At 44.6% G+C, this 18,111-nt stretch carries 14 protein-coding genes; 1 reads left to right on the top strand and 13 read right to left on the bottom strand.

Features of this window, described 5'->3' with window-relative positions:
- Positions 1-113 precede the first annotated feature (113 nt).
- The 3 genes from AB6D06_RS00225 to AB6D06_RS00215 all read right to left on the bottom strand — a co-directional run bounded on the left by AB6D06_RS00225 (position 114) and on the right by AB6D06_RS00215 (position 1,949).
- Complete coding sequence (locus tag AB6D06_RS00225) at positions 114-485, bottom strand: YbaN family protein (protein WP_029225617.1); 372 nt, start codon at positions 483-485, stop codon at positions 114-116.
- Between the two features lie 74 nt (positions 486-559).
- Positions 560-697 carry a hypothetical protein gene (locus AB6D06_RS00220; protein ID WP_017067606.1) on the bottom strand — a complete coding sequence of 46 codons (138 nt, stop codon included), beginning with the start codon at positions 695-697 and terminating at the stop codon, positions 560-562.
- Between the two features lie 148 nt (positions 698-845).
- Positions 846-1,949, bottom strand: a complete 1,104-nt coding sequence (locus AB6D06_RS00215; protein WP_372099950.1) for a response regulator — start codon at positions 1,947-1,949, stop codon at positions 846-848.
- Positions 1,950-2,177: 228 nt separating this feature from the next.
- On the opposite strand from AB6D06_RS00215, the gene AB6D06_RS00210 reads away from it, so the two are divergent.
- Positions 2,178-3,053, top strand: coding sequence for a LysR family transcriptional regulator (locus AB6D06_RS00210; protein ID WP_017067604.1), 876 nt, complete (start codon positions 2,178-2,180; stop codon positions 3,051-3,053).
- Between the two features lie 122 nt (positions 3,054-3,175).
- On the opposite strand, the gene purF is transcribed toward AB6D06_RS00210, so the two are convergent.
- From purF to fabB, 10 genes are all read right to left on the bottom strand, one after another.
- The gene (purF, locus tag AB6D06_RS00205) at positions 3,176-4,690 is read right to left on the bottom strand and encodes an amidophosphoribosyltransferase (RefSeq protein ID WP_017066676.1); all 1,515 of its coding nucleotides are present in this window, start codon (positions 4,688-4,690) and stop codon (positions 3,176-3,178) included.
- 34 nt (positions 4,691-4,724) lie between these two features.
- Positions 4,725-5,216 carry a CvpA family protein gene (locus tag AB6D06_RS00200; protein ID WP_009848678.1) on the bottom strand — a complete coding sequence of 164 codons (492 nt, stop codon included), beginning with the start codon at positions 5,214-5,216 and terminating at the stop codon, positions 4,725-4,727.
- 61 nt (positions 5,217-5,277) lie between these two features.
- A complete protein-coding gene (locus AB6D06_RS00195) occupies positions 5,278-5,853 on the bottom strand; it encodes an SPOR domain-containing protein (protein WP_372109807.1) in 576 nt (191 codons plus the stop codon).
- Positions 5,854-7,116: a bifunctional tetrahydrofolate synthase/dihydrofolate synthase gene (folC, locus tag AB6D06_RS00190; RefSeq protein WP_017062347.1), complete on the bottom strand. Its 1,263-nt coding sequence runs from the start codon at positions 7,114-7,116 to the stop codon at positions 5,854-5,856. It abuts the gene before it with no gap.
- 42 nt (positions 7,117-7,158) lie between these two features.
- Positions 7,159-8,085, bottom strand: coding sequence for an acetyl-CoA carboxylase, carboxyltransferase subunit beta (accD, locus tag AB6D06_RS00185; RefSeq protein ID WP_017062348.1), 927 nt, complete (start codon positions 8,083-8,085; stop codon positions 7,159-7,161).
- Positions 8,086-8,261: 176 nt separating this feature from the next.
- Complete coding sequence (gene truA / locus AB6D06_RS00180) at positions 8,262-9,056, bottom strand: tRNA pseudouridine(38-40) synthase TruA (RefSeq protein ID WP_004734161.1); 795 nt, start codon at positions 9,054-9,056, stop codon at positions 8,262-8,264.
- 194 nt (positions 9,057-9,250) lie between these two features.
- Positions 9,251-14,041, bottom strand: coding sequence for a FimV/HubP family polar landmark protein (locus tag AB6D06_RS00175; protein WP_372109806.1), 4,791 nt, complete (start codon positions 14,039-14,041; stop codon positions 9,251-9,253).
- Between the two features lie 207 nt (positions 14,042-14,248).
- On the bottom strand, positions 14,249-15,262 hold the full coding sequence (locus AB6D06_RS00170) for an aspartate-semialdehyde dehydrogenase (protein ID WP_372109805.1): 1,014 nt from the start codon (positions 15,260-15,262) through the stop codon (positions 14,249-14,251).
- 12 nt (positions 15,263-15,274) lie between these two features.
- Positions 15,275-16,408 (bottom strand): 4-phosphoerythronate dehydrogenase, encoded by a 1,134-nt coding sequence (locus tag AB6D06_RS00165; RefSeq protein WP_017066628.1) that lies wholly within the window; start codon positions 16,406-16,408, stop codon positions 15,275-15,277.
- Positions 16,409-16,893: 485 nt separating this feature from the next.
- Positions 16,894-18,105 carry a beta-ketoacyl-ACP synthase I gene (gene fabB / locus AB6D06_RS00160; protein ID WP_017062353.1) on the bottom strand — a complete coding sequence of 404 codons (1,212 nt, stop codon included), beginning with the start codon at positions 18,103-18,105 and terminating at the stop codon, positions 16,894-16,896.
- Between the last annotated feature and the right edge of the window lie 6 nt (positions 18,106-18,111).

Below are 18,111 nucleotides of genomic sequence, written 5' to 3'. Positions count from 1 at the left end.
CAAACATCAACGCTCGGAATTAAGGAAAGGTACGATTGGTATTCATTGCAACGAGAGTCATAACTCTGATTGCTGAAATAATAAACGCCCGCTATACAAGCAGGCACACTGGCTTAATGGTAGTGATTTTCTTTGCTGTCAGCAACCAACTCATGGGTTGGAAGTCGCATAAACCATGTGAGAAGAATAACAAGTACACAAATTAGGAAAGCCTTGACCCAAATGATAGGGGCAAAGTAGATGGATAACGCAAAACTCAACAAGATAAAGAATACGCCACGCGTTTTAACTTGTTTGGTGACGGCACCGTGTTGATACCAATTGTTCAGCAAAGGACCCAGCGTTTTGTGCTCATGCATCCATTTATGAACTTTCGGATTGCTTCGCATGAAGCATGCGCTGGCAAGAAGGAGAAAAGGAGTGGTTGGCAGAACGGGCAAAACTATCCCTAGAACTGCGAGAAATATACAAAGGCCACCAGCAATATTGAGGCTTAAAACTCGAACGCTAATTGTGGCCTCCTTGAGTTAGCTATCACCAATCGGCGACGACAGCTTAACTAGAATGTTGCGTAACCATTGAATACACGGATCAACGTAAGTGTTGCTGGTAGCAATGGAATCATTAAAAATGCGGCTAAAAATCCTAAAAAGTAGAATACATTAAACGGGTCTTGAAAGTCTTTGTTATCTGCCATGATTGCTTCTTGTTTTTGTTAGTAAAGGTAAGTATCCGGCGAACCAAACCCGCTTTGCTAAATCGACATTTAACAAAAAAGGCATAGCCACACCATTTGCGCAACTATACCTTAATCAATTATTCACAAAAACCGAGGAAATATAGGGTTAATCAGTAGACCCTTGGTGTATGTCTAAACTAAAACTTGCCGCTCCAAGTAGGCTCAACGACAGTTGGCAGCCCTGTTCGATCGGAAGGTCCCGCGTAATAAAGTTCTTCTTGCAGTTCTCACCCAAGCGCTCACCTGCTGCAATATATTGATTCAATTCACCATTCGACCATTGCCCGTCTAGACCCGCAGGCAAAATGGAGATGGTTCCCTCGGCAAGGTCAGCAACACCAAACAAGGCATTCACTGGGGTGGAGCATTTAGAGCAACGAATCCCCTTCTCTAAGATTTCAGCAATATCTTTGAGATCAACATTAAAATCTTTTCTGTTTCTTATGTAATCGTGGAACAGCGCTCTCACTAACAATGTTGTCGCGGAGCCGCCATTATCAGACGACGATGAATCGACGAGGTAAAAAGCAAACTGCCCGTTCATCATCCACGCATAGTCAAACACAAGTGGCATCATCTCTGTTGATTGCAGTAACCGGTAACTGCAACGCCATGAGCCTTGTCGCGAATCTTTCTCTGGAAGCAGCGCATGCAGTAAGTCTTTTGCTGCGCTTGGGTTATCTTGAAGGTAATTCAGGTGCCAATGCAGTTCTTGGTCTTCAGGGATCTCTCCCCCATCATCCACACAGAACCATTGGCTCGAAAAATCTCGTTGGTCTGAAATGTTATCGAACGAATCTGTCAATGTATTCGCAATCGCACTTCCTAGGTGACGGTGATCCTCTAACGGCTTCGCCAAGAAGTCTTTAATACCAAATCGCAAGGCTTTCGCCACGTCAGACATATCATCAGTGCCAGACACAACGATCATAGGCAGTGACGGGTACTCTAAACTGATCTCTTCCACAAGCTCTATGCCATCAAGTATTGGCATTGATAAGTCACACACAATTAAATCTGGCGCTGAGTCTCTAAGTTTCTGCAAAGCGTCCAGTCCATTTTCAGCCTCAACCACTTTATAACCGACCTTGTCTAGGTACGCGCTGGTTATACGGCGAAAAATAGGATCATCATCAACCAACATCACGCATTTTTGGTTAATTACTTCCTGAGCCGAGGTCATTACTGGCTGACTGTGAGTTTTGTACATAATCTATAACCTCACAAAACTAAGTCGAATTATTATTGTTATCTGTTCTAAGAACTAATATAAAACTTAGTAATAAAATGCTAAATACACAAATTTGCACTCTTTGCTGGTAATTCGTGACGAGGGTTGGAATACTTGTAAATAGTGCAACGAGTTGACGTAACGCAAACATTGATCTCACTGTTACGTATAAATTAGATGAGATTGTAAACAAATGTGTCTGGATTTATGAAATTAGATGATTTAAACCTCTTTCGACTCGTCGTTGAAAATGGGAGCTACACCGCAACATCGCGCAAGACTATGATTCCGGTTGCGACCATCACACGACGCATCCAAGCCTTAGAAGATTCTTTGAACCTTAGGCTTCTCAATAGACACGCGCGTAAACTTTCTTTAACAGAGGCAGGCGAACGTTTCTTCAATGAATGCTCTCCGCTATTGCAACGTCTCTCTTCTACTGCAGAAGAGTTAACTGACGTGTGCAAAGGCGCTTCCGGTAAGATTCGTATTACGGCACCCTCAAACCTGACCAAGCGCATGATGATGCCAATGTTCAGTGAATTCATGACTCAATACCCTGATATCAATATTGAGCTGATGATGAACAACCAAGCGGATCAGCTGGATCCAACGGAGTGGGACGTAATTTTCCGTGTCGGCCCGCAGCGTGATTCAAGCCTAATCGCTCGAAAAATCAGTGAAGTCAAAGATATTCTTATCGCGAGCCCTGAATACTTAGCGAAGAACCCAGCTCCAAGCCATGCTGAAGAGCTAGCGAACCATTCGCTACTCAAAGGCTACCCGCTAATTAAGTGGCAGCTGAGTAATTCGAATGAAGAGACGGTGGTAAATAGCGAGAAAGGCCGTTTCAACGCTAACGCGCTTAATGTCGTGAGACAAGCGTGCTCAGAAGGCCTAGGTATCACCCTAATGCCTGACGTGATGATTCGTGAATACATTGAAGATGGCAGCTTAGTGCAAGTCTTAGAAGACTGGAGCGCTAACCCTCGTGATATCTACATGCTTTATAACCACAAAGATCATCTACCAGAGAAAGTGAGATTGTTTATTGATTTTGTGATCGCGTACCACATTCATTAAGGTCAATCCCCTTCTCTATAAACAAAAAAACCAGAGCCGAAGCTCTGGTTTTTTATTTTCTGTATCGCTAGCAATACGGAATCATTGCTAGGAAAAACTCTTTATCACTAACGAAACGCTAATTAAGCGCCTTCGTTGTGTAACTCTAAGTTCGCAAGATCTTGTTGAATCTCACGTTGAACCTTTGAGTCGTCATTACGCAAAGAGTCTAGGAAATCTAGGTACGCTTGGTCGATATCGCCCGTTACATACTCGCCGTTAAATACAGAAGTATCGAAACGAGAAATGTCTTGATTGCCCATACCTACTGCAGAAATCAGATCTGGTAGTGTTTGGAAAATCAATGCGTCTGCGCCAATCTGCTTACAAATCGTTTCGTTATCACGACCATGAGCAATCAGCTCTGTCGCGCTCGGCATATCAATGCCGTAAACGTTAGGGAAGCGAACCTCTGGAGCCGCTGAAACCATGAAGACCTTGTTTGCGCCAGAATCACGAGCCATCTCAATGATCTGCTCTGATGTTGTGCCGCGAACGATAGAATCGTCAACCAGTAGAACGTTCTTACCTTTAAACTCAGAGCGAATTGCGTTGAGCTTACGGCGAACCGACTTCTTACGCTGTTGCTGACCTGGCATGATGAACGTGCGACCAACATAGCGGTTTTTCACGAAACCTTGACGGTATGGCTTATTGATCGCTTGAGCGATTCGTAGCGCAATATCGTTTGATGTTTCAGGGATTGGAATAACCACATCAATATCTAAGTCTGCGTACTCTTCTTTAATACGCTTACCAAGCATCTCACCCATCTCAACGCGTGCGCTGTAAACCGAGATTTTGTCGATGAATGAATCTGGGCGTGCAAAGTATACAAACTCAAAGATACATGGGTTCAGTTGTGGGTTGTCTGCACATTGCTTAGTGAAAAGCTCACCGTCGAACGTTGCGTAGATAGCTTCACCTGGCGCTACGTCGCGCATGAAGTCGAAACCAACAGCATCGAGTGCTACCGATTCAGACGCAACCATGTACTCTGTTTTACCTTGAACTTCACGCTTACCAAGACACAGTGGACGAATACCATGTGGGTCACGGAATGCGATCATACCGTGGCCGATGATCATCGCCGTTACGGCGTAAGCACCACGAATTGTACGGTGCACATTTGCCACAGCGCGGAAAACGTCATCTGAAGTTACGTTACCTTTAACGGTATCGATCTCATGAGCTAATACGTTCAGTAGAACTTCAGAGTCAGAGGTTGTGTTTACATGACGACGGTCTTTTTCGAACAACTTCTCACGAACTTCGTTTGCGTTCGTCAGGTTACCGTTGTGCGCCAACGTAATGCCAAAAGGAGAGTTTACGTAGAAAGGCTGAGCTTCAGACGCACTTGAACTACCCGCAGTAGGATAACGAACATGGCCAATACCAACTTCACCTTGTAGGCGCTGCATGTGTTTTGCTTCAAAAACATCTTTTACTAAACCGTTCGCCTTACGCAGACGGAAACGATTGCTTTCTATGGTACAAATACCAGCGGCATCTTGGCCACGATGCTGCAATACCGTTAAAGCGTCATAAATAGACTGGTTTACAGGTGTTGAACCCACGATTCCAACAATACCACACATGTCCTAATCCTCGATTTTTCGACATTAACTGGCGCTAGAGCGCGCCAGATAAGAAACTAGATGTTGCTTGTAAATGCTCGAAGAACGGCGCAATGATTCGACTAAATTCTGGAACCAATTGCGAATTCTTCCACCACTCAGAACTTGGGAATGCAGTAAACGCATCCATGAAAAACAACACTGCAGAAACAATCAAAACACCACGTAAGCCACCAAAGACGACACCGAGGATTCTGTCTGTACCTGACAGGCCTGTTTTCTGAACTAGTTGACCGATGACATAGTTAACTAAGGCACCCACAACTAACGTTGCAACAAACAATGCTGCTATCGCAGTTCCGTTTCGAAACATCTCATCTTCGATATTGGTGAAGTACATCGCTAATTTAGCGTAGTACTGGCTAGCAATAAAAAATGCTCCAAACCAAATAACGAGTGACAAGGCTTCTTTAGCGAAACCACGAACTAAACTGATCACGGCAGAGAAGCCGATCACGCCTAAAATGACAAAATCTAACCAATTCATGAATTCTTCATCTTAAGTTGGCGCGCATTTTAACAGAAAAAATGCTGACGCAAACGTTTTCTTATGGATTTAACGGTTTAAATTTGAGCAACTGGCCTTTTGAACCCGTAATTTTTTCTAATTCCTTAATTTGTCGCTCAAGTTTGGATTTAGAGACATCCGGGCCAATAATTACTCGCGTAAAAGTTTTTTCTTGCTTGGTGTGAGCCTGATAACCGCGCTTTTGCAGATCCTTAACAACGTTTTTTGCGTTGTCAGCATTCTTCAAAGCCATCAATTGAATAATCCAAGCACTGTCTTGGTATTCATTTTTTTCAGGTACCGGCTTAACCACAACTGCCACTTTGTCTGCTTCTTTATCATTAGAAGAAGACGCGGTTTGCGTGTTTGAATTATCAGTACGACCACTTTCAACCACTTGCTCAACCGGAGAATCCGGTAGCGCTATCTTATCTTCAACGGGATCGAGTACTTCAAACACTTCAACATTACTATCAAGCTCAGGCTTAATTGGAATGCTTGCAAACTCTTCTTTGTAGTGGAGCTTCTTACCATCTAGTACATCGGGCAATACAATCACGCCAATGGCCACTAAAATGATGGTGCCGACTAACCGGCTTTGGAATTTACTTGCCATTTAGTTTCCTTTTTTCTGCCAATGCTCCAACACTTCACCCACTGTATGGAAAGAACCGACAACCAACACAACATCGTCACCTTTAACAGAAGCTAAAGCCGCTTCAAACGCTACAACAGGGTTTGAATACCGCTCTACACCTTCAGGTAAGCTTTGACACAATTCAGCGGCTGTTGCGGCTCGTGGGCCGTTCAGCGAAGCTGGGTACCAATGTGTTGTTATTGGAGCTAATACTTCCAATGTCGCGGGGATATCTTTGTCATGAAGCATGGCGACTACAACGTGTAAATTTTTGCCTGCATACTTCTTCGCGACTTGCTGCGCAAAGTACTCAGCAGAATGCGGGTTGTGTGCTACATCAAGCACAATCACCGGTTGTTCGCTAATTTGCTGCATACGCCCAGGAAGCTGCGCATTCTTCATGCCGTTAACCACGTTCACGTCGCTAATACTAAGCTCTGATGTGCCCAATGCCATCAACGCTGTTGCAGCGTTAGGTAACGGCAGGCTTGGAATAGGTAGCGATTCTAGTTGGAATGCACCACTGCGCCAGTTCCACGTATCACCGTCAACATCATAAGTGTATTGAATACCGACTTGGTAGAACTCAGCCTTAATGTCATCAGCGTGCGCTGCAACCGTAGCCGGTGGCTTGGGTTGACCACAGATAGCGGGTTTACCGCTACGATAAATGCCCGCTTTCTCAAAACCAATCACATTGATGTCATCACCTAGCCAGTCAACATGGTCGACAGCCAAACTGGTAATCACAGAAACATCATGCTCAACGATATTGGTCGCGTCTAAACGCCCGCCTAAACCCACTTCTAAAAGCACAACATCAACCGCTTCAGTTTGAAATGCACGTAACGCCGCTAAAGTGCCATATTCGAAAAAACTCAGGCTGATTTCGCCACGCTCTTTCTCAATGAAATCGAAAGACTGAACCATCTTTTCATCAGATAGATCTTGGCCGTTGATACGAACACGTTCGTTATAGCGAATTAAGTGAGGAGAGCTGTAGACACCAACTGAGTAACCAGCGTCCAATAGAATCGCTTCCATCAGTGCACATGTTGAGCCTTTGCCATTGGTTCCGGCAACAGTAATAACATGTTGAGCAGGTTTGGTGAGGTTTGCCTTAGAGGCGACGGCCTGAACTCGGTCTAATCCAAGATCAATAGCGCTTGTGTGGATGTTTGATAAATAATCAAGCCACATCTCCAAAGAGGATGTGGCTTGAGGAATAGGTTGTTGACTCATCTAACTCATAACCATAATTAAGTTGGTTTGTTAGAAGGTACTTTACCCTTTTTCTGGCGCTTCTGGTACTTCATAAGTAGCTTCATTCGGTGAATCGTTCACAGAAACTACTAATGGTGAAGGCTGGTTGGTCATTTTAGCAACAAGGCTTGCAACGCGCTGACGCATCTCACGACGGTCAACAATCATGTCGATAGCACCGTGGTCTAGTAGGAACTCACTGCGTTGGAAACCTTCAGGAAGGTCTTCACGTACCGTTTGTTCGATTACACGACGTCCAGCAAAACCGATCAGTGCTTTTGGTTCACCAATATTGATATCGCCAAGCATTGCCAAACTTGCAGAAACACCACCCATTGTTGGATCAGTCATAACTGAAACAAACGGTAGGCCTTTCGCAGATAAACGCTCAAGCGCAGCACTGGTTTTCGCCATTTGCATTAGAGACATCAATGCCTCTTGCATACGAGCACCACCACTTGCAGAGAAACACACTAAACCACAGTTGTTCTCGATAGCAGCATCTACCGCTTTCACGAAACGAGCACCAACAACAGAACCCATTGAGCCGCCCATGAATGAGAATTCAAAAGCACACGCTACGATAGGTAAACCCAATAGTTCGCCTTTCATTGCAACTAATGCGTCTGTTTCACCACTGTTCTTTTGAGCAGCAGAGATACGTTCTTTGTAACGCTTAGAGTCTTTAAACTTCAGCTTGTCTTGTGGCTCAAGATCAGCACCTAGTTCAACACGCTCACCTTTGTCTAGGAATGTATCCAGACGACGACGTGCTTTCATGCGCATGTGATGGTCACATTTTGGACATACTTCTAGGTTACGCTCTAGTTCAGCATGGTACAGAACCTGCTCACAAGAAGTACATTTCGTCCAAACACCCTCAGGGATAGACGCTTTACGAGATGTTACGATGTTGCTTTTTTCTAAAATCTTTTCAAGCCAACTCATGGAAGACCTTTTTGTTTCGATTCTTCCGCTTGATTGCGAAAGAAATAAATTTGGGAATTATGCGTGGGAATTAAAGCACATAAAACAGCGACTGTAGATAAAAAACTGGTTGTACCTATTTTCTGGGACTATCTTACGCACTAAACCGTAATAATTTTTGAACCTAAGTCTCACATTTAGTTCAAATTATCCGGTAAAAATAGAGGACCAATTGGCTCTCGTGGTAGCTCAAAATGTTCAGGATAATCAACATCCACCAGATACAAACCTTCCGCTTTTGCAGTTGCGCCGGCTACTTTTCGATCTTTAGCTTCTAAAAGCCACTGGATCCACTCTGGTTTCTGCTCACCTTTACCTACGGCAATAAGGCTACCCGTAATATTCCTCACCATGTGGTGAACAAACGCATTCGCTTTAATATCGATCACAATGTAGTGTCCATGACGAGTCACGTTCAAGTGAATCATGTTTCTCCATGGGCTACGAGATTGACAGTGTGTTGCCCTGAACGAAGTGAAGTCATTCTCACCAAGTAAGTACTGACCCGCTTCATGCATTTTTTTCTCATCAAGATGACCATGATAATGGCTCACACCTGAATTCAAAATGCCTGGGCGTAGTGCATGGTTAAAGATAATGTAGCGATAACGGCGGGCAGTAGCCGAGAAACGAGCATGGAAATCCTCATTCACTTCTGTCGCCCAACGAACCGCAATATCTTTTGGCATGTTGGCATTCGCGCCCATTGTCCATGCCACCATTTTACGATCGACATTAGTTTCAAAGTGAACGACTTGTCCCGTACCGTGAACACCGGCATCTGTACGACCTGCGCACATAACTTCTACAGGGTGATTCGCGACAACTGAAAGAGCCTTTTCCAATTCTTCTTGGACACTTTTCACGTCTCGTTGGCGCTGCCAACCAAAGTAGTGGGTACCGTTATATTCAATACCTAAAGCAATTTTCATGTTCTTGTTCTCTTTGAAAATGGGCGAGAAGTATATACGGAAATCAGTGCTAGCCCAAATAGGATGGGGCTAAAACTTCAATAAACAATCAGCATCGACCGAGACGATGCTGTTGAAAAACCAAATGAAACGATAGCGCTCTGTATCGCCTTAAAATAAAGGGTAGCCAACGCTACCCTTTCTGATTTGTAAATTTATCGACCGTTTAACGTATCGATAAGATTTTTTGCCTCTCGACGAATATCATCGCTGCCGTCAACGATTGCCTCTTCTAGAAGCTTAATTGCCCCTTGCGAGTCACTCATCTCGATGTAGATTTTGGCCAAATCAAGCTTACCCGCAGCTTCTGCATTGCTGTCGACATCATAATTGCCAATATCACCGATAACATCAGGGAATTCGTTAAGACCCACATCCAGTTTAAGCTCTTCATCGTCTGGATTAATGACTTCTTCACCTTCTTGCTCGACTTGAGCCATTAGCTCATCAATCGTCATGTACTGCTTATCACGACTGTTGCCTGATTCGGTTAGATTGTCTTGTTCAGCCCAATTCTCTTCTTTGATTTTCGGTTCAGCTTGCTGTTCAGCCGATGCCCAAATCTCTTGTTGGTCATCAGGCACATCATTATGCATGCTCGATTGTTGTTCTGGCGCTAGGTTAAAGCCTTTCCAGTCTTCGCCGCCGACTTCAAGCATGGCGTCAATATCTAACCCTGCGCTATCAATCGAAGTTGCGTCCAATGGTTTATCGAACATGTTGTCGACAGAGTCTTGAACATCTTCAGAAAGCAACTCAGCTAATGCTGTCTCATCAAAGTCATCAAAGCCTTCTAGTGGCTCGTCTTGAACCGCTGCAGGCGTTGAGTTTGGCTCTGAAGCCGCGCTCAGTGATTGTTCTGGCTGTGCAAAACCAGCCGGTTCAGAGTCTTCAGCATTCGAGAAATCATCAGCCTGACTATAGCTCTGCGGATTTGAGAACAGATCATACAACGCATCTTGCTCTTCGCCTTGTGGGCTGAAAGAAGTCAGTGGTGTTGGCTTATCAGCAAACGCATCAGAGATGGCTTCATCTTCACCATATTCCGGTAAATCAAACTCATCGAACTCTACGCCTTGGGCTTCCGCCACCGGCTCAGCATTGCTTTGCTCAATATCATCTAAAACAGAGTCTGCTTTTGCGCTTTCTTCATCGTACTCCGGAAGATCAAGGTCATCGAACTCGAACTTCTCTGTGTCAGGCGCTAAGTCTTGCTCTAACTGTGCTTCATCTGGTTCACTCACCACTTCCGCTAACGCATCGTCTTCACCAAACTCTGGTAGTTCGAAGTCATCAAGCGAGAATTCTTCTTCGCTTTCTGGTTTCGCAGTTTCAACTTGTGGTGCAGCATCTAACTGAGGCTCAGCGGTAGGTTGCGATTCAACACTTGATTGAGAGTCTATAGCAGGCGTTGCTGGCTCTGTTGTTGATTCAGCATCAGCTTCCGCTAGTGCGTCTTCTTCACTAAACTCTGGTAAGTCGAAATCATCAAACGAAAACTCTTCGTCGTCTTGCGCCTGAGCTATAACTTGGGCTTCAGTTTGAGGCTCAACACTTGGTTGAGCATCAATAGCTGGCGTTACTGGTTCTGGTGTTGATTCAGCATCAGCTTCCGCTAGTGCATCTTCTTCATTAAACTCTGGCAATTCGAAGTCATCAAACGAGAATTCTTCTTCGCCTTCTTGTCCTAGAACTTCAGCTTGTTCTGCTACTTCCGCTTGTGGTGTAGCTTCAACTTTCGGTTCAGCGACAGGTGTCACTAGCTCTGGTGTTACGTCAGTTTCCGCTAATGCTTCTGGTTCAGACGCCTCATCTTCAATCAGCCAATCATCGTCTTCTGGCACACCAAATTCATTTGGAATGATCTCTGGCATGTTTGCAGCACGAACTGGCTCTGGCAAGGATTCAACGACATCTTCAAGCTGATCGCTACCTTGGATTTTCGGTTCAAAGTCAAAATCAGAGTCAATGTTCGCTGGCGACTCTACATCGTCGATGGCTTCAGCTAACCAGTCTTCAACCGTTTCTTCTTCATCTTCAGAGATATCGTTCAAAGACGATGGCGAAGCTTGCTCTTGTACGTCGGCTTCTTTCGGCTCTGGTTCTTGTTGTGCGGTTTCTTCTTTAACTCGCTCTTCAAAATCTGGTTTGTCAAAATCAGAATTCTCAGATAACAGCGAGTCGATATCCAGTTCATCATCTTCAACCGATGATGCGGTTTCTTGCGCTGATACTTCGTCGCTGTCTAAAAGAGACGCTTGCTCTGGTTCAACCGTATTGTCAATTGATGGTTCAACAGGCTCTTCTATTGCTGGCAACAAATCATTGTCATCAGAAGTCATTAACTCATCAATCAACGCTTCGTCTGTTGTTTCTAGCGAGTCATCAAGCAAAGCATCCGTTGCCGGTGCGACACCGAACAAATCATCGATAAAACCATCACGATTAAAGGCTTCATCATTTTCTGGCTTAATGTCAGAACTTTCTTGAGTCATTTCAGAATCTAACGATTCATCAGTAACGACTTCAGGTTGTGGTGTTTCACTAATGTCCAGATCTTGCTCAGGCTCACCTTCAGAGGTTAACGGAGTAAGCTCAACGTCTGAGTCCTTTTCAGGCTCCTCATTGGCGTTGTCCAAACCAAAGGCTGCGTCTAACTCTTTATCAAACGTCTTATCTTCAGATTCAAGCTCGTCTTCAATGCCACTTGTCAGTAAGTCATCAAATGGGTCTAGAGATTCTGATTTTGATGCATCCGCTAAAAGCTCATCATCTGACAATTCACTATCAAGGAAATCATCCAATAAGTCGGTACTTTCGGCGTCGAGTTCGAAATCATCCTCGTCAGAGTCACCTATTAATTCATCCAAGGTTTCCGTGCTGTCTTCTGCGATGTTGAGGTCATCATCGGTCGATAAACCAGAAAGCTCTTCAAGCTCAGACAGAGAATCAAAGCCAAGAGGTTCGCTTTCAGACTCATCATCCGAATCGTCCCCTAGCATCTCATCAAGAAGGTCTGTCGAGTTACTTAGGTCTACGTCATCGCCTGCCAGTTGCTCATCAAGCAGATCAACGCTGTCTTGAGGTTCTTCATTTACGATGGGCTTATCGAACTGAGACAGAATGTTTTCGATATCATCATCAGACGCCAAACCACTGTTTAGGTTAGTGGCAATCTCATCGTCGCTATCGAGGTTGAAAGGGTCATTCGCTTGATCGTTCTGAGCAGCAACTTGGGCAAAGATGTCATCAATATCATCATTCGCTGTCGGTGAAGCTGGCTCAGGGGACTGTTGTTCAGAGATTAGAGCATCAATATCAAAATCGTCATTGCTCAAATCAACAGGCTTAGTCTCACTTTGTTGCTCAGAGATAAGCGCATCGATGTCAAAATCATCGCTTGCTGGTGTTTCAGTGCTAGAAGGCGAATCACTTTGCTCTTCCGAAATCAGAGCATCAATATCGAAGCTGTCGTCATCTTCGTCATCAAGAGCAAACAGATCATCTAATAAAGATTGGTCTAGCTCGTTGGAACCGAGATCTTCAGTTTCAGACTCTTGAGATAGTAAAGCTTCAATGTCATCAGCAGACATTGCGTTATCATCAGAAAGATCAAAGTCGACATCATCAGTATCGACGGCGCTTTCCGCTGTTTTGTCTAGCGCACGTTCCATCTCTTCAAGGCCAAGCGCTTTCTCTTCGCCATTAACACTAATGCCGTTGCTGCTGTCTAAATCTAGATCGTCGAAGTTGGTGTCTAAATCACCGTTTTCGCCAATGCTAGCAAATGGGTCATCGTCTTCACCATCTAGATTGAAATCGAGATCAGATTCATCTAAACCAGCAAAGACATCATCCTCTTCGGCTAGCGCTTGATCGTCAAACAGCTTGTTGGCGTCATCTTCCGTACCAAACAAGTCATCATCTAAAGACAGCTCGTTAAGGTCGTCCATCTCGTCGCCCAATGTAATAGGTGCAACGGTACTTGGTTCTGGCTGGAGCGGTTGTTCTTGAGTCGTCTGCTGTTGCTCATCATTTTTAGAACGACGGCCTAACAGCATCACAACGATCAAACCAATGAGCAGACCTGGAATAATCGCAAGAGCCGCCACTAACCAACCATTCGATAACAGTTCGTCCATGACACTTGGTGCCATCTTTTCAATTTCGGCGTTCTTTCTGCGCTCTTCATCAAGCAGCTTTTCCACTTCGCTACGAATGCGGTCTTCATCACTGAGCTCTGTTTTTAGCTCATCCACTTCCGATTGAACATTCGATAACATCAAACGAAGTTGGTGATTTTTCTCTTCAAGTGACAGCAGTTCAGTTTCTGAAAGCTCTAGCTGCTTCTCTAACTTGTTCATCTCTTGGGTTGGTGCAGATTGAGCTAGAGATGATTGAGTTGGAGACAATGGCTTTTTAGCAGTTTCAGTAGTGCTTACTTGCTTAGCAGGAGTAACATTTTTTGCATCAGAACTCGGCGCTTTGGGTTTTGAAGCGACAGGCTTACTTGCAGGAGCATCAAGCTTAGCAAGATGTGAGTTCATGATGTTGATAGCTTGCTGCGTCGAGCTTGCACGTGCTTGCTCTAAAGAAGGCACGCGTAGATTGCTCGCAGGCAGCAGGCTATGGATATTCTGGTTTTCAAACGCTTGTGGGTTTAAGCGATAAATAGCCAACAGAGTTTGTTGGACTGAAACGGAGTTATCAGGGCGTAACTTTGAGGCAATAGACCACAATGTTTCTGAGCCGCGAGTTGGACCATAGAAACGTGAAGGCTCAGCGCTATTTGATTGCGCTCTTTGAAGTGGTTCTGAAAACGTAGGCGCTGATTGTATCTGGCCATTAGGCCCTACAACTCGAATGGAATCTGCACGAACAACGGAAATCTGAGTCGCAATGATAAAGGCAAAAGGCATTAACCACGGCTTGAAAATTTGAAACATAAAAGGCTCAGCTAGGTGCTTAAATTCGGAAAAGTGATGATCTATTAAATATATCGGATAAATGACGTAAAACTATAGAGATGAAAACAAAAAATGTGTTGCAGCAACAATATTCGCAGCAATTTCACACAATTTGACTAACAATATTTTTAATCGATTAAAAAAGCCCCACTAAAGAGTGAGGCTTTTTTATCAAAGCAATAAAGCTTAGAAGTAATCGCGAATCAGAACTTCAGCGATTTGAACTGCGTTTGTTGCTGCGCCTTTACGAACGTTATCAGCGACAACCCACATGTTTACGCCACTGTGATGGCTGATGTCGTTACGAATACGACCAACCATTACGTGGTCTTTACCACCTGCATCACGAACTTGAGTTGGGAAGTCTAGCGCTTGGAATACTTCAACACCTTCTGTGTTCTCTAGAAGCTGAACCACTTGCTCTGCACCGATTGGTGCGCGAGTTTCAATGTGTAGAGATTCTGCGTGACCGTAAAATACTGGTACGCGGACACAAGTCGGGTTCACTGTGATTGAAGAGTCAGCAAAGATTTTTTGAGTTTCCCAAACCATCTTCATCTCTTCACGCGTGTAGCCGTTCTCTGTAAATTCATCGATTTGAGGAATACAGTTGAAAGCGATTTGTTGTGAGAACGCTGAGTTTTCAGCTGGCATACCGTTAAGAAGCTTAGCCGTTTGACCCGCTAGCTCATCGATACCTGGCTTACCTGCACCAGACACAGATTGGTAAGTTGAAACGTTAATACGCTCAAGGCCCACTTCATCGTGAATTGGTTTTAGCGCTACTACCATTTGGATAGTCGAGCAGTTAGGGTTCGCGATGATGTTACGGTTACGGAACTCAGCAATCGCTTCAGGGTTAACTTCAGGCACAACCAGAGGAACATCGTATTCGTAACGGAAGCGTGATGTGTTATCGATGACAATCACACCTTCATCAGCCGCAATTGGAGCCCAACGCTCTGAAAGCTCGCTACCTGCAGAGAAAAACGCAATATGTACTTGAGACCAATCGAAGTCTTCTACGTTTTGTACTTGTATTGTTTTGCCGTTAAAACGGGAAGTTTTGCCTTCACTACGTTCACTTGCTAGTAAGTGCATTTCACCGACAGGGAATTTACGCTCTTTAAGTACTTCAAGAATGGTTTCACCAACCGCACCAGTCGCACCTAAAATAGCAATATTAAATTCTTGGCTCATTGTTTCTCTCTTTTATAAAGTTGGCTTTACCATAAAACCGAGTTTAGATAACGGCGTTAAATTACAAGATTCGTCGCCCGTTAACTCGACTGCACTGTACTCTCTGCGGTCCCAATATTCTTTACGCATCTTGTCAAAAGAACCCGGCGTAACGATATTGCGACGGAATAAGGCGTCGTCTTTGCGCACATCATAGATCAACTGAGTCAAATTGTGCAGTGTTGCTTCATCCCAAGCTCTATCTAATTTCATTTGAGGTACAGGCGCTGTCGGCAATAAGTCGCTTGCATACGCACGCTGTTCAGTACCTAAAAATTCACAATAACTGTTGAAGATCATCGTGGTACCACGCGCTTTACCTTCTAAACCGTAGCCCGCTACGTGAGGCGTTGCAAAAGCGAGTAACGGAAGAAGCTCAAAGTCGACTTCAGGTTCAAACTCAAACACATCAAGCACTGCAGTGAAACCATCGGCTTTTTGCAGGCGAGCTTTTAGCGCTTGGTTATCAACCACAGGACCGCGAGCTGCATTAATCAGGATTTGATCAGCACGTAAGTTGTTCAGCACTTGCTCACTGATCAAGTGATGCGTTGGATACTGACCCGTCTTAGTGATTGGCGTGTGTAATGTAATAACGTCTGATTGTTCAAGCAAAGTCTCTAACTCAGTAAATTCGCGAGTATCACCCTCTTGCTGTTTTAGAGGGTCGTTCAGCAGAACTTTGATACCAATACCTTCAAGGCACTTCGCTAAGTAACTGCCCACTTGACCACAGCCGATAATACCAACCGTTTTATCAAAAACAGAAAAGCCTTGTTGCTGCGCAAGCACCATCATCGCACTGAACGCGTACTCAGCAACACCCACCTTGTTACAACCAGGTGCCGCAGTAAAGAAAATGCCACGCTCTTTCATCAACTCTTGGTCAACGTGATCCATGCCAGCCGTCGCAGTACCAACAAACTTCAGCTTATTGGCTTTGCTGATCAATGACTCGTTTACCTTGGTAACAGAGCGAATCATCAATGCGTCTACGTCAACTAGGTCGTCAGCTGTTAATGTGCGACCAGACTTCATTGTCACTTCCCCTAGCTGGCTAAAAAGCGCTTCAGCGTAAGGCATATTTTCGTCGATTAAGATTTTCATTTGGCGAGTACTTTTGTTGGGGTCTATCGACCTAAATGTGAATTGAAATGATTGTGCAAAATTCCACACACGGTGTCGAGTAGCAATTGGAATACATTATAAATAAAGGACTGAATCACCTAACCTTGGCAGACAAGAACCGAAACCAGAGTGAACACCCAAGATCAAACGGCTAAAACGAAAAATGCCCGATTGAATAAACAATCGGGCAAACATCCAGAACAAAAGGATCCTATCTCGCTCTCCAGGAGACAGAGTCTTGCGTCTGTTCAACCAGTACTAACCAAAGTCAGTACTGGTCAAGCTCTGGAAACCTTTCAATCTCTAAACCCAGATTTAAAAACTATGTTCAAAAAACACGTTTACCAACCTGCGTCTAAAAACTTTGTTCTGATGGTCATTATTACTGGGTGACCTGTGCGTGTTGAATCGGCACTAGCGCAACCCTTTAACGATTAACCTTGTCTCTGTAACTCAAGCTTAAGTTAAGCTTGGTACTTTTTGATTACTAGCGTTGCGTTCGTACCGCCGAAACCAAAACTGTTAGACATAACTGTAGTTAGCTCTTGATCACGAGCTTCAGTTACGATGTCTAGGCCAGCAGCAGCTTCGTCTAGGTTCGAAACGTTAATGCTTGGAGCGATAAAGCCGTTATCTAGCATTAGCGTTGAGTAAATAGCTTCGTGTACGCCAGCAGCACCTAGAGCGTGACCTGTCATCGCTTTAGTTGCAGAAATTGCTGGGCTGTTGCCACCAAATACTTCTTGGATAGCGCCTAGCTCTTTAACGTCGCCAACTGGAGTTGAAGTACCGTGAGTGTTCACGTAATCAACGCCATCAACGTTTTGCATCGCCATCTTCATACAACGAACCGCACCTTCACCAGAAGGAGCAACCATGTCGTAGCCATCTGAAGTTGCGCCGTAGCCTACGATTTCACCGTAGATTTTTGCGCCACGAGCAACAGCGTGCTCAAGCTCTTCGATAACTAACATGCCGCCGCCACCAGAGATAACGAAACCATCACGGTCTGCATCGTAGGTACGAGAAGCCAGCTCTGGCGTGTCGTTGTACTTAGTAGAAAGTGCGCCCATTGCGTCGAACATCATAGTCAGAGACCAATCCAGTTCTTCACCGCCACCAGCGAATACAACGTCTTGCTTACCAAGTTGGATAAGCTCCATTGCGTGACCAATACAGTGTGCAGATGTCGCACATGCAGAGCTCATAGAGTAGTTCACACCACGGATTTTGAAAGGAGTTGCTAGACAAGCAGAAACCGTAGAAGCCATTGTACGTGGAACCATGTATGGACCAACGCGCTTCACGCCTTTCTCACGGATGATGTCTACCGCGTTTACTTGGTTTAGAGATGAAGCACCACCTGAACCCGCAACGATACCCGTGCGGTCATTAGATACTTGATCTTCAGTTAAGCCAGAATCAGCAATTGCTTGCTCCATTGAAAGATAAGCGAATGCCGCTGCATCACCCATAAAGCGCATTTTTTTGCGATCGATATGGTCAGCAGGGTTCATTTTTAGGTTACCCCATACTTGAGAGCGCAAGCCATTTTCCTTGAACTGCTCTGAAGCGGTAATACCAGATTTACCCTCTTTCAGTGATGCTAAAACTTCTTCGACGTTGTTACCGATACTTGAAACAATACCCATACCGGTGATTACGACTCGTTTCATGTGACA

It is taken from the genome of Vibrio sp. 10N.239.311.G01 (genome assembly GCF_041465805.1).
Classification (GTDB): Bacteria; Pseudomonadota; Gammaproteobacteria; order Enterobacterales; family Vibrionaceae; genus Vibrio; species Vibrio crassostreae_C.
Note: the sequence above shows the minus strand (reverse complement) of the source record. Positions and strands in the feature narration are given on the sequence as shown.